The following is a 12044-nucleotide window of genomic DNA, read 5'->3' as shown; positions in this document are numbered from 1 at the left end:
CCTCTGACCGCTAGCCGCCGGACGCCGCCGGACGCTGACACGCTCGGCCGCACGCCCGCACGGTATCCGCGCCGGTCCGCAGGACCTTGATCGGCGCCGGACAGGGCGTTCGGTCGCGTGCCATGGCACCCGCCGGCGCCCCACCACCGCTCGCACCTTGGTGAACGGCGCCGTCGCCGCGCTCACCCGCGCGGAGAGCGGCTACGCGTGGCCACGGATCGGTCCGCAGTGAACGGCACCGAATTTCGGAGGTGGCCTCTGACCGCTCGATGCCGGACGCCGCCGGACGCTGACACGCTCGGCCGCACGCCCGCACGCCCGCACGCCCGCACGCCCGCACGCCCGCACGGTATCCGCGCCGGTCCGCAGGACCTTGATCGGCGCCGGACAGGGCGTTCGGTCGCGGGCGCGGTAGCCGACCACCCGCTCGCACCTCGGTGAACGGCAACGACCGCGGTGCTCGGCCGGACCGCGTAAAGCCCACGTGGCCGCGGAATGTGTATGCGGCACAGAGGAGAACGGCGTGGCGATGCTTGACCTCGGGCGGTGGTTCGCGCAGCGTGATCGGCATGTCGTCAGCGAGCGCCCGCCGGGACGCGGTCCCGCGCACCCCGGGGCACAGGAAAGGCCCGCAGCGGCCGGATCTGCGGGCGGTGCGCGAGGGGTTGCCCGGGCCGGAGCGTGCGGTGGTGGCCGAGTACGAACGGCATCTGACGCTGGAGCGCGGGCTGTCGCCGCACACGGTGCGGGCGTATGTGGGCGACGTGGTGTCGCTGCTGGGGTTCCTGACCGCGGCGGAGGACGACAGCCGCGGGCTCGCCGATCTCGACATCGGGCTGCTGCGCGCGTGGCTTGCCGGGCAGCGGGCCGACGGGGCGGGCCGGACGACCTTGGCGCGTCGGGCGGCGGCGGCGCGGACGTTCACGGCCTGGGCCCACCGGCAGGGCGCGCTGAAGGCGGACCCGGGCGGCCGGCTCGCGGCGCCGCGAGCGCACCGGACGTTGCCGGGCGTGCTGCGGGCCGATCAGGCGGACGAGCTGATGCAGGCGGCCGCGATGGGAGCCGAGCAGCGGGATCCGGTTGCGCTGCGTGACCGTGCGCTCGTCGAACTGCTGTACGCGAGTGGCATCCGGGTGTCGGAGTTGTGTGGTCTGGACGTCGGCGCGGTCGATTTCGGGCGGCGTGTCGTCTCGGTGATCGGGAAAGGGGACAAGGAGCGGACGGTGCCGTTCGGCGTTCCGGCGGCCGAAGCACTCACCGCGTGGCTCGACGCGGGGCGCCCGGAACTGGCCGGCCCGAAGTCGGAACAGGCCCTCTTCCTGGGGGTTCGTGGCAGCCGGCTCGATCCGCGCGCGGCGCGGCGCGTGGTGCACGAGGCAGTGGCCGCGGTACCCGGAGCACTCGACATGGGGCCACACGGACTACGCCACTCGGCCGCGACCCATCTGCTGGAGGGAGGTGCCGATCTCAGGAGCGTTCAGGAACTGCTCGGTCACGCTACGCTTGCCACGACCCAGCTCTACACTCACGTGACCGTCGATCGGCTGAAGGCGATCCATGACCGAGCACACCCACGGGCCTGACGAGGCCGGTGGCAGCTCGGCCGGAAAACTGGGGGCCGAACCACTGGCGCACGCGCATCCGCACGAGCACGGAGACCATACTGAGCCGCATGCCGAGAACGACCGTGCAATGACCTCCACGCCGCAAGTCACGGACGCCGGGGTGAGCACAGCCGGAGGCGAGGGCGCCGTCAGCGAGGACGGGCGCCCCGGTCATGACGTCGACGCGGGTATCCAGGCCTTGTGGCAGCAGTTCGCCGACAAGCCGGACCAGGTGTCGCGCGACCGGCTGGTGCTGCACTACGCGCCCCTGGTGAAGTACGTCGCCGGCCGCGTGGGCACGGGCCTGCCGACGCACGTCGACGTGGGCGATCTCGTGCAGTCCGGCATCTTCGGCCTCGTCGACGCGATCGAGAAGTTCGAGCCCGCTCGAGGGCTGCGGTTCGAGACCTACGCGATGCAGCGCATCCGCGGCGCGATCCTCGACGACCTGCGCTCCCAGGACTGGGTGCCCCGCGCCGTGCGCAGCAAGGCGAAGGAGGCCGAGCGCGCCCTCGAGCGCCTCGGCGCGCGCCTGCACCGCACCCCCACCGATGCCGAGTTGGCCACCGAGCTCAACATCGGCGTCGACGACCTGCGCGACTTCTACGGCCAGCTCCAGCTCACCAGCGTCGTCGCGCTGGAGGACCTCGTCGCGGCCGGCAAGGACAGCGGCTCTCTCGTCGACACGATCCCCGACGACGGCGCCGTCGACCCCGTCGCCGTCCTCGTCGACCAGGACAACCGCCGCCAGCTCGCGGAGGCCATCGCCCAGCTGACCGAGCGCGACAAGATCGTGGTCAGCCTCTACTACTTCGAAAGCCTCACGCTCGCCGAGATCGGCAAGGTCCTGGGCGTCACGGAGTCCCGGGTGAGCCAGCTCCACACCCGTGCCGTGATGCGGCTGCGCGCGAAGCTCACGGAGCAGCCCAGCACCTGAGCGCGGCCTGGTCAGTGCGGGTCGGCCCAGGGTTTCAGGCGGACTCGACCCGGAGTGCCGACGAGGGCCAGCGGATCGATGTACTCCTCTCCTTTGCGGGCGCCCCAGTGCAGGCACGTGGCAGTGGGACAGCCGGGGTGCCCGGCGGCCACGGTCCCCAGCGGCTGGCCGCGGTACACCTGGTCGCCGGTGACCACGGTCGGGGTGAGTGGCAGGTAGGTCGTGCGGAGGCCACCGTCGTGGTCCACCGCGACGACGCCGTGGCCCCCGATCTGGCCCGCGAAGATCACGACGCCCAGGTCGGCCGCGAGAACCTGTTGTCCCGCGGCGGCTTCCAGGTCGACGCCGCGGTGGCCGGGTCCGTAGGCCGTGGCGGGTGGTTCGAAGAACCGGGTGACTTTCGGCCGGGGCGTGAGCGGCCAGGCCAACCGTCCCGCTTGCGCGCCGACATTCGGCGAAGGCGGGACGTCCGCGAGTGCCCGTCCGGCCCACGCGCCGGGCAACACGGTGAGCAGCACCAGCGCGGTGGCCATCACGAGCCGGGTCCGCGCCGCGGCCCGGCGCAGCACGCCGAGCCAGCGCATCCACAACGGTGGGGCAGGGCGTCGATGTCGCCCCCGCCGAGGAGACCGATCAGGTGGAGCAGGTCGGGACACCCAGGGCATCCGCAGAACGCCCAGCGCAACCGAAGACCGCTGGCCGCCTGAAGCCCGCAAGGCGCCTGAAGCGGCCAGAACACCCGGAGCGTCGAGCGCGGCGGAAGCGCCCACGTCGCCCGAAGCACGCAGAACACCCGCCGGCCGCAAACCACCACGCCACAGTGCAAAGCCCGGCCGCGGCATCGAGGAACGCATCGAGGAACACGAGGTCGTCGTCACGGGTTCGATCATGAGGCACCCGCGGACCGGCACCCTGCCAACAAGGTGAGTTGTCCACAGGCGGCCCGAGTTGTGGACAACTCCGCCGGGCGGGAGCGCTGCCGGTGCGGGCGCCCCTGGTGGCAGGGGGTAGAATCTTTCCCGCAGCCCACTCGCTGGGCTGACTTCGCGTGCTCGTGCGCGCAGCCCCGGCCGGTTCCGCTTGAAACATCCGCGGAGGTCCGGACGGAGGAGTCGCACGGCGCCCGGCGGTCCCTGGGGTTCTCGGAAGTGAGAACCGCGGGGTCCGGATGCCGGCACGAGCACCAGGGCGAGCGGTCACCCGGGCCGCGAGCGACAAACCGAACGAGCACGTCCGCGGGCGCGAACCGCGGGGGTGCGCGACTATAGAGAAGGTGTGATTCCGGCAATGGCCGTCGTCACCATGAAGCAGCTGCTCGACAGCGGCGTGCACTTCGGGCACCAGACGCGTCGGTGGAACCCGAAGATGAAGCGCTACATCTTCACCGAGCGCAATGGCATCTACATCATCGACCTGCAGCAGACGCTGACGTACATCGACCGTGCGTTCGAGTTCATCAAGGAAACCGTCGCGCACGGCGGCACGATCATGTTCGTCGGCACGAAGAAGCAGGCCCAGGAAGCCATCGCCAACGAGGCCGCGCGCGTGGGCATGCCCTACGTGAACCAGCGCTGGCTCGGCGGCATGCTGACCAACTTCCAGACCGTGCACAAGCGCCTTCTGCGCCTCAAGGAGCTCGAGGCCCAGGAGCAGACCGGCGGCTTCGCGGGTCTCACCAAGCGCGAGATCCTCACGCTCACCCGTGAGAAGGACAAGCTCGAGAAGACCCTCGGCGGTATCCGCGACATGGCCAAGGTGCCCAGCGCGGTGTGGATCGTCGACACGAAGAAGGAGCACATCGCCGTCGGCGAGGCTCGCAAGCTGAACATCCCGGTCGTCGCGATCCTCGACACCAACTGCGACCCGGACGAGGTCGACTACCCGATTCCGGGCAACGACGACGCGATCCGCTCGGCCGCGCTGCTCACCAAGGTGGTGGCCGAGGCCGCCGCCGCCGGGCTGATGGCCCGTTCGAGCCGAGGTGGCGCGTCGGCCGACGCGAAGCCGGAGCCGGGCGTGGCGTCGGACGAGCCGCTGGCCGAGTGGGAGAAGGAGCTGCTCGCCGGCTCGGAGACCGCTGCCGCGGACGCCACCGAGGCGGTTGCCGCGACGGAGGCGGCCACCGAGGCCTCCGCCACCGAGGCGACCCCCGAAGCCGTGACCGAGCAGGCCCCGGCCAACTCCTGATCCACCGTGTCCGGCGGCCCGCGCAGGGCCGCCCGGGCGCTGATCACCTCACACGTACCTGAAACGGACGGATTCAACACGATGGCGAACTACACCGCCGCTGACGTGAAGCGCCTGCGCGAGATGACCGGCGCCGGCATGATGGACTGCAAGAAGGCCCTCGAAGAGAACGAAGGCGACTTCGAGAAGGCTGTCGAGTTCCTGCGCATCAAGGGTGCCAAGGACGTCGGCAAGCGCGCCGAGCGCGCCACCGCCGAGGGCCTCGTCACGGGCGAGGGCGGCGTGCTCATCGAGCTCGACTCCGAGACCGACTTCGTCGCCAAGAACGACGACTTCCAGCAGCTCGCCGCGAAGATCGTCGAGGTTGCGAAGACCCTCAAGACCAGCGACGTCGAGGCCCTCAAGGCCGCCGACCTCGACGGCAAGCCCGTGATCGACACCGTGCAGGAGCTCTCGGCCCGCATCGGCGAAAAGCTCGAGCTGCGCCGCGTGGTGTCGTTCGAGGGGCAGACCGCCACCTACCTGCACCGCCGCGGCTCGGACCTGCCGCCGGCCGTGGGCGTGCTCGTCGAGTTCACCGGTGACGACGCCGACGCCGCCCGCGGTGCCGCCATGCAGGTCGCCGCGCTGCGCGCGAAGTACCTGACCCGCGAGGAGGTGCCGGCCGAGATCGTCGAGAACGAGCGCCGCATCGCCGAGCAGACCGCCCGCGAAGAGGGCAAGCCGGAGCAGGCCCTCACGAAGATCATCGAGGGCAAGGTCACCGCGTACTACAAGGACAACGTCCTGCTCGAGCAGCCGTCGGTCAAGGACAACAAGAAGACCGTGAAGGCTCTGCTCGACGAGGCCGGCGTGACCGTGACCCGGTTCGCCCGGTTCGAGGTCGGCCAGGCCTGAGCGAGGTACTGGGTCTAAGTTCTGCGACTGTGCCCCGTCTCCGCGGTGCGGGGACGGGGCACAGTCGGGTCCGGCCGAGGATGCTCCCTCACGAAGGGGTCCGCGGCGAGTGAACACGGGAGGCGACACACAAATGGGTGACCGGGTCGACGGTGGCTACCGAAGGGTGCTGCTGAAACTGGGCGGCGAGATGTTCGGTGGCGGCTCGATCGGGGTCGATCCCGACGTTGTCCACTCCGTCGCGCGGCAGATCGCCGCGGTCGCGCGCACCGGCGTGCAGGTGGCGGTGGTGATCGGCGGGGGTAACTATTTCCGCGGCGCGGAGCTGTCCCAGCGCGGGATGGACCGTGACCGCGCCGACTACATGGCCATGCTGGGCACCGTGATGAACTGCCTGGCCCTGCAGGACTTCCTGGAGAAGGAAGGACTGCCCACGCGCGTGCAGACCGCCATCACGATGGGCCAGGTCGCCGAGCCGTACATCCCGCGTCGCGCCGAGCGGCACCTGGAGAAGGGCCGCGTGGTCATCTTCGGCGCCGGGGTCGGCATGCCGTACTTCTCCACCGACACCGCCGCCGCGCAGCGCGCGCTGGAGCTCGGCTGCGAAGCCGTGCTCATGGCCAAGGCCGTGGACGGTGTCTACACCGCCGACCCGAAGACCGACCCGAGCGCCACGATGTTCCACGAGATCAGCCACCGCGAGGTGCTCGAGCGCGGCCTCAAGGTCGCCGACGCCACCGCGTTCAGCCTCTGCATGGACAACAACATGCCGATCATCGTCTTCAACCTGCTCACCGAGGGGAACATCGCTCGTGCGGTGAGTGGTGAGAGGATTGGGACGCTGGTCAACACCCCCGCCGACGGGGCGTCGGCCTAGACCTGCTGGGATCAGCACAGGTTCGACAATCACAACACCGGGAGTAGCCGTGATCGACGAGACCCTCCTCGACGCCGAGGAGAAGATGGAAAAAGCGGTGTCCGTCGCGAAGGACGACCTGACGTCGGTGCGGACCGGCCGGGCCACCCCGTCGATGTTCTCGCGCATCGTCGTCGAGTACTACGGCGCGATGACCCCGCTCAACCAGCTGGCGAGTGTCAACGTGCCCGAGGCGCGCATGGCGCTGATCAAGCCCTACGACCAGACGCAGCTCGGTGCCATCATGAAGGCCATCCGCGAGTCCGACCTCGGCGTGAACCCGAGCAACGACGGCAATGTGATCCGCATCGTCATCCCGCAGCTCACCGAAGAGCGGCGCAAGGAGATGGTGAAGGTCGCGAAGAGCAAGGGCGAGGACGCCCGCGTCTCGATCCGCAGCATCCGCCGCAAGTCGAAGGAAGAGCTCGACCGGATCGCCAAGGACGGCGAAGCGGGTGAGGACGAGGTCGCGCGCGCCGAGAAGGAGCTGCAGAATCTCACCGACACCTACGTGCACCAGGTCGACGAGCTGGTGAAGCACAAGGAAGCCGAGCTGCTCGAGGTCTGATGAGCCAGGTGAGCGAGGAACGAGAAGAGCGGGTGGAGCACACCCCGCAGCCGGAGCCGGCTGACCAGCCCGAACCGGGTGGACAGCCGGAACCCGCTGCACAGCCGGAGCCGGCCAAGAAGGACTCCCGGGCCGGGCGAAACCTGCCCGCGGCCATCGGCGTGGGCGTGCTGCTCGGCGCGGCCATCATCGTTTCCTTGCTCACTGTCCGCTTCATCTTCATCGGGGTCATCGCGATCGCGATCGGGGTCGGCACCTTCGAGTTCGCCGGCGTGCTCAAGCGCGTCGCGAACATCAAGGTCGCGATGATCCCTGTGCTCGTCGGCGGCCAGGCGATGATCTGGCTGGCCTGGCCGTTCGGGCGCGCGGGCGCGCTCACGGCCTTCGTCATCACGGTGCTCGCCTGCCTGCTCTGGCGGCTGCCCGGCGGCGCCGACGGCTACCTGCGCGACATCTCGGCGTCGGTGTTCGCGAGCGCGTACCTGCCGCTGTTCGGCGCGTTCGCCGCGATGCTCGTGCCGCCCGAGGACGGTGTCGGCCGGGTCCTCACGTTCCTCATCGCCGTAGTCGCCTCCGACACCGGCGGCTACATCGCCGGCGTGCTCGGCGGCAAGCACCCGATGGCACCGACGATCAGCCCGAAGAAGTCCTGGGAGGGCTTCGCCGGGTCGATGGTCGCCGGCATCGTCGCCGGCATCCTCACGATCAGCCTCATGCTCCACGGCCACACCTGGCAGGGCGCGGTCTTCGGCGCGGCCATCGTGCTCACCGCGACGCTCGGCGACCTCGTCGAGTCGCTGATCAAGCGCGACCTCGGCATCAAGGACATGGGCACGCTCCTGCCGGGCCACGGTGGCATCATGGACCGCCTCGACTCGCTGCTGCCCTCGGCCGTCGTCTCCTGGCTGCTGCTGTCGGCGTTCGTCCCCGCGTGACGCGCCTGACCCCCTGATCGACCCGATCCGCGGACCTGCGCTGGGAGCTTCGGCCTCCCAGGGGTAGCGAACGGTTCGTGGACCACCGAAGCGTCGGTGCGTTTCACTCGAGGTCATGACCGCGTCGACCCCAGCTTCGACCCGCGAACGTTCCCCGGCCCGGCTCGCGCTCGCCGCGGTGTGCCTCGGGTTCGTGATGATCACGCTCGACGCGACCATCGTGAACCTCGCGCTGCCCGCCATCGGCGCCGAGTTCGGCGAACGGTCGACGGCCGCGCTGCAGTGGGTGGTCGACTCCTACACCGTCGCGCTCGCCGCGTTCCTGCTCACCTGGGGCGAGGCGGGGGACCGGTGGGGCTCGCGGCGCGTTTTCGAGATCGGCGTCGCGGTGTTCGTGCTCGCCTCGATCGCTTGTGCCGCAGCGGATTCCTTGCCGTGGCTCGTCGCCGCCCGCGCGGTGCAGGGAGCCGGCGCGGCGGCGCTGCTGCCGTCGTCGCTGGCGTTGATCGTGCACCAGTTCCCCGAAGCCGGCGCCCGGGCCCGCGCGTTGGGCGTGTGGGGCGGCATGAGCGGCGTCGGGCTCGCGGCGGGGCCGATGCTCGGCGGCCTCGCGGTCGGGCTGGCCGACTGGCGGCTCGTCTTCGCGGTGAACGTCCCCGTCGGGTTGATCGCGATCGCGTTGACCCGCCGGTACGTCACCGAAACCACGCCGCGCCGGCAAACCCGCATCGACGGCGTCGGGCAGGTCCTCGGCACGGCCGCGCTGGCGTGCGTGGTCGCCGGGCTCATCGAGGCGGGCCACGCGGGCTGGGCGGACGCGACCACGCTGGTGCTCGTCGGAGCCGGCGTCGTGGCCGGGATCGCGTTCGTGGTCGCGGAAAAGGCGATCGCCGCGCCCGTGCTGCCGCTGGGTGTGCTGCGCGTACGGGCCTTCGCCGTAGCGACGGCGATCGGCGGCCTGTTCAACTTCTGCCTCTACGGCACGCTGTTCTGCCTCGCCCTGTTCCTGCAACGCGTGTGGCACCTCAGTGCGCTCGTCGCCGGGCTCGCCCTCGTGCCGCTCACGCTCGCGGTGGGGCTCAACGCGTTCGTCAGCGGCCGGCTCACGCACCGGTTCGGCTCACGCCTGCCGATCGTCGTCGGCAGTCTCACGGCGCTGGTCGGCGCGGCGGGGATGGCGGTGCTGCCGGACGAGCGCTCGCCGGTGCTGCTGGTGGTGTTCTCGCTGATCTTCGGGTTCTGCTCGCTCGCGATGCCCGCGATGACGTCGCTGGCCATGAACGCGTTGCCCGGCAAGGCAGGCATCGCCGCGGGCGTGCTCAACGCGGCGCGCCAGACCGGTGGCGCGGTGGGCGTCGCGCTCGTCGGCGGGCTGCTGCCGGGCACGGCGATGTGGATCGTCGCCGGGGGTTACGCCGCGATCGCGGCGCTGACGGGGTTGCTGCGGCCTCGGTCTTCGTAAAGCTCAGTCGTCGTAAAGCTCAGTCGTCGTAAAGCTCAGTCGTCGTAAAGCTCAGTCGTCGTAAGGGTCGTCGACCTCGGCGCGGCCGACGTCGTCGAGCGTGCGCGAGTGGTCGATCACCGCGAACACCGCGCCGTCCGGGTCGGCGAGGATCGCCATGCGGCCGAAGGGCGTGTCGTACGGCTGGATCACCACGTCTCCGCCGAGCATCAGCGCCTGGCCCGCCGTCGCGTCGCAGCCGCGCGCCGGGTCGACCTCGAAGTAGACGAGCCAGTGCGGGGGAGTGTCGCGGCTGTATTCCTGGCCCATCACGTAGCGGTAGAGCACGGGCGTGTGTTCGATGAGGTATTCCGCGTAGTCGACGCTCTCGCCGTCGCCGATCTGGTGGCTCGCGTAGTTGAAGAGCTTGGTGTAGAAGTGATCGGCCGCCGCGCCGTCGTGCGCGTTGAGGTCGGCGCCGCTGAAGGTGTTGGGGATGCCGGTCATGAACCGCCAGTCCTGCGGCGCTTCCCAGAAGACCACGGGCGCGCCCGCCGCGTCGATCGCGTGCAGGATGCTGCCGCGGTCGGGGATCGCGACCGGTCCGAGCGTCACCTGGCCGCCGAGGTGCTCCACCCACTCGGCCGCGCTCGCGGTGTGCGGCACGGAGACGTGCAGCGTCCAGCCGGGCTCGTTCTGCGCCCCGGCTTGGTAGAGGCCGCCCGTCGGCTCGCCGGCGAGCGACGAGATCCAGTAGCGGCCGGTGGGCGCGGCGGGGTCACGGCGCACGTCGTACCGCCAGCCGAACAAGCCCGTGTAGAACTGTTGCGACACCGCTTCGTCGCGGCAGGCGACCTCGATCCAGCACGGGAGGCCGGCCGGAATCGGACTTGAACTGGCCGAACCGACGGTCATCGCGGCCTCCTCCTGGTGAGTAGGAAAGTCTATGCGGTGCCGGTGATTTTTTCGCCATGAGCCCCGGAATCCGGAACTGGGCCGCGGCCGCCGACGTTGGAGGAGTTCGTGCGTCTCTTCTCCCGCTCCTCGCGCCTGTCCCGCGCGACGGAGGTCTTGCCGAGCCCCAACATCTGGTACTACCAGCAGGCTTACGAGGTGGAGAACCGCGCGCAGGACGTCGACGGCGAGATCTGGCGTGTCCTGCGCGAGGAGTGCGACTGGACCGGCCGCGACGTTCTCGACCTCGGTTGTGGTGACGGATTCCACTTGCCGCGCTTCGCCCGCGAAGCGCGCTCGGTGCTCGGCGTCGAGCCGTACGCACCGCTGGCGCGCGACGCGGCGAAGCGCGTGCGGGAACTGCCGAACGTGTCGGTGCGGGAAGGCCGCGCGCAGCGGCTGCCGGTCGACGACGCGAGCGTCGACGTGGTCCACGCGCGCACGGCGTACTTCTTCGGCCCCGGCTGCGAGCCGGGGCTGCGTGAAGCGGAACGAGTGCTGCGGCCCGGCGGGTCGATCCTGATCGTGGACCTCGACGCGACGAGCGAGCCGTACGGCGGCTGGCTTCGGGCGGACATCCCGCACTACGACCCCGTAGAGGTCGAGAAGTTCTTCGAAGGCGAGGGCTTCAGCCTCCGGCGCGTGGCGACGCGCTGGTTGTTCGCCGACCACGCCGCCATGGAGTCAGTGCTGAAGATCGAGTTCAGCGCGCAGGTCGCCGCGCGGGCCGTGGCCGACGTGCACAAGCGCACGGTCAGCACGGCCGGCGGGGCCGGGGTGACGCTGCCGGTGGGCTACCGCGTGCACACGCGGGTCAAGCCCACCGGCCTCGTCCTGCCGGGTCACTCGGCTTCTTCCGGCGACTCGTCGGTGTCCTCGACCTCGCCGAGGATCGAGTAGACCGAGCGTCGGGCCTCGTTGAGCACGTCGACCACCCGAGCCTGCTGGTTCGGGCTGCCGGCGCGCATCACCTGCACGACCGCCGCCGCGAGCGTGGCGCCCGCCTTGCGAAGGTCGACCTCGACGGGGTCGACGTCCTCGGCGAAGTGCTCCCACGGCGGGGTGCCGGTCTGCTGCTCCGCGGCCGCGCGGCCCTCGTCGGTGAGCTCGAACAGCTTCTTGCCGTTCTCGTCCTTGCTCACGACCAGGCCTTCGTCGGCCAGCATCTGCAGCGTTGGGTAGATCGAGCCGGGGCTGGGCTTCCAGAAGCCGCCACTGCGCTCGCCGATCTCGCGGATGATCTCGTAACCGTGCCGCGGCTGTTCCGCGAGCAGGGTCAGGATCGCCGCGCGGACGTCACCGCGCCGGCCGCGACGCGGGCCGCCGTGGCCTCGCCGTCCGCCGGGACCGTGGCCTCGCCGGCCGCGACCCATCGGGCCGCCGGGGCCGAATCCGAAGTCGCCGAACTCGCGGCCGAAGGGGCCGAAAGCGGGACGACCGTGTTCTCCGTGTTGGTGCGCGCCTCGCGCACCGGGGTGAGGGTGCCTCATGTCGATGTTCCTTGTCTTTGGCCCCGCCTCCGGCGGGGCGTGCGAGATCGCCTTTGAGCCGGCGTCTCGATCAGGCGGGTCGGATCGGCCGGGGCCGATCGCACCCGCCTGATCG

12 protein-coding genes are annotated in these 12044 nt (G+C 70.6%); 9 read left to right on the top strand and 3 right to left on the bottom strand.

Annotation, left to right across the window (positions count from 1 at the left end; genetic code table 11):
- The first annotated feature begins 686 nt into the window (after window positions 1-686).
- Together AB0M56_RS31860 and AB0M56_RS31855 are read left to right on the top strand one after the other, a co-directional pair.
- Window positions 687-1583, top strand: coding sequence for a tyrosine recombinase XerC (locus AB0M56_RS31860; protein ID WP_364183169.1), 897 nt, complete (start codon window positions 687-689; stop codon window positions 1581-1583).
- A gap of 109 nt (window positions 1584-1692) precedes the next feature.
- On the top strand, window positions 1693-2541 hold the full coding sequence (locus AB0M56_RS31855) for a FliA/WhiG family RNA polymerase sigma factor (RefSeq protein ID WP_364182824.1): 849 nt from the start codon (window positions 1693-1695) through the stop codon (window positions 2539-2541).
- Between the two features lie 11 nt (window positions 2542-2552).
- Here the strand turns inward: AB0M56_RS31855 and AB0M56_RS31850 are convergent, their stop codons facing one another.
- Window positions 2553-3125, bottom strand: a complete 573-nt coding sequence (locus tag AB0M56_RS31850) for a M23 family metallopeptidase (protein ID WP_364182821.1) — start codon at window positions 3123-3125, stop codon at window positions 2553-2555.
- Between the two features lie 703 nt (window positions 3126-3828).
- Here AB0M56_RS31850 and rpsB point away from each other — a divergent pair.
- The 6 genes from rpsB to AB0M56_RS31820 all read left to right on the top strand — a co-directional run bounded on the left by rpsB (window position 3829) and on the right by AB0M56_RS31820 (window position 9506).
- Entirely contained in the window at window positions 3829-4728 is a 900-nt protein-coding gene (rpsB, locus tag AB0M56_RS31845; protein ID WP_364182818.1) for a 30S ribosomal protein S2, read from the top strand.
- An 81-nt stretch (window positions 4729-4809) separates the two neighbouring features.
- A complete protein-coding gene (gene tsf, locus AB0M56_RS31840; RefSeq protein ID WP_364182816.1) occupies window positions 4810-5625 on the top strand; it encodes a translation elongation factor Ts in 816 nt (271 codons plus the stop codon).
- Window positions 5626-5758: 133 nt separating this feature from the next.
- Entirely contained in the window at window positions 5759-6502 is a 744-nt protein-coding gene (gene pyrH / locus AB0M56_RS31835) for a UMP kinase (RefSeq protein WP_220237812.1), read from the top strand.
- A gap of 49 nt (window positions 6503-6551) precedes the next feature.
- Window positions 6552-7109, top strand: a complete 558-nt coding sequence (frr, locus tag AB0M56_RS31830) for a ribosome recycling factor (protein ID WP_364182812.1) — start codon at window positions 6552-6554, stop codon at window positions 7107-7109.
- Complete coding sequence (locus AB0M56_RS31825) at window positions 7109-8044, top strand: phosphatidate cytidylyltransferase (protein WP_364182809.1); 936 nt, start codon at window positions 7109-7111, stop codon at window positions 8042-8044. Before frr ends, AB0M56_RS31825 begins: the two co-directional genes overlap by 1 nt.
- A 115-nt stretch (window positions 8045-8159) precedes the next feature.
- A complete protein-coding gene (locus tag AB0M56_RS31820) occupies window positions 8160-9506 on the top strand; it encodes a DHA2 family efflux MFS transporter permease subunit (RefSeq protein ID WP_364182806.1) in 1347 nt (448 codons plus the stop codon).
- 51 nt (window positions 9507-9557) lie between these two features.
- Here the strand turns inward: AB0M56_RS31820 and AB0M56_RS31815 are convergent, their stop codons facing one another.
- The gene (locus AB0M56_RS31815; RefSeq protein WP_364182803.1) at window positions 9558-10400 is read right to left on the bottom strand and encodes a VOC family protein; all 843 of its coding nucleotides are present in this window, start codon (window positions 10398-10400) and stop codon (window positions 9558-9560) included.
- A 108-nt stretch (window positions 10401-10508) separates the two neighbouring features.
- On the opposite strand from AB0M56_RS31815, the gene AB0M56_RS31810 reads away from it, so the two are divergent.
- Window positions 10509-11339 (top strand): class I SAM-dependent methyltransferase, encoded by an 831-nt coding sequence (locus AB0M56_RS31810; protein ID WP_364182801.1) that lies wholly within the window; start codon window positions 10509-10511, stop codon window positions 11337-11339.
- Here AB0M56_RS31810 and AB0M56_RS31805 read toward each other — a convergent pair.
- On the bottom strand, window positions 11282-11929 hold the full coding sequence (locus tag AB0M56_RS31805; RefSeq protein WP_364182798.1) for a PadR family transcriptional regulator: 648 nt from the start codon (window positions 11927-11929) through the stop codon (window positions 11282-11284). The genes AB0M56_RS31810 and AB0M56_RS31805 overlap by 58 nt on opposite strands.
- Window positions 11930-12044: the final 115 nt, after the last annotated feature.

Source organism: Amycolatopsis sp. NPDC051372 (genome assembly GCF_040682095.1).
Taxonomy (GTDB): Bacteria; Actinomycetota; Actinomycetes; order Mycobacteriales; family Pseudonocardiaceae; genus Amycolatopsis.
The sequence above is the reverse complement of the archived record's forward strand: the minus strand, read 5'-3'. Positions and strand labels throughout refer to the sequence as shown.

Bases quoted from the DNA above. Each gene is read 5' to 3' on its own strand.
- AB0M56_RS31820 (WP_364182806.1), top strand. From the start codon at position 8,160: ATGACCGCGTCGACCCCAGCTTCGACCCGCGAACGTTCCCCGGCCCGG.
- AB0M56_RS31825 (WP_364182809.1), top strand. From the start codon at position 7,109: ATGAGCCAGGTGAGCGAGGAACGAGAAGAGCGGGTGGAGCACACCCCG.
- AB0M56_RS31850 (WP_364182821.1), bottom strand. From the start codon at position 3,125: ATGCGCTGGCTCGGCGTGCTGCGCCGGGCCGCGGCGCGGACCCGGCTC.
- pyrH (WP_220237812.1), top strand. From the start codon at position 5,759: ATGGGTGACCGGGTCGACGGTGGCTACCGAAGGGTGCTGCTGAAACTG.
- AB0M56_RS31855 (WP_364182824.1), top strand. From the start codon at position 1,693: ATGACCTCCACGCCGCAAGTCACGGACGCCGGGGTGAGCACAGCCGGA.
- tsf (WP_364182816.1), top strand. From the start codon at position 4,810: ATGGCGAACTACACCGCCGCTGACGTGAAGCGCCTGCGCGAGATGACC.
- rpsB (WP_364182818.1), top strand. From the start codon at position 3,829: ATGGCCGTCGTCACCATGAAGCAGCTGCTCGACAGCGGCGTGCACTTC.
- AB0M56_RS31815 (WP_364182803.1), bottom strand. From the start codon at position 10,400: ATGACCGTCGGTTCGGCCAGTTCAAGTCCGATTCCGGCCGGCCTCCCG.
- AB0M56_RS31805 (WP_364182798.1), bottom strand. From the start codon at position 11,929: ATGAGGCACCCTCACCCCGGTGCGCGAGGCGCGCACCAACACGGAGAA.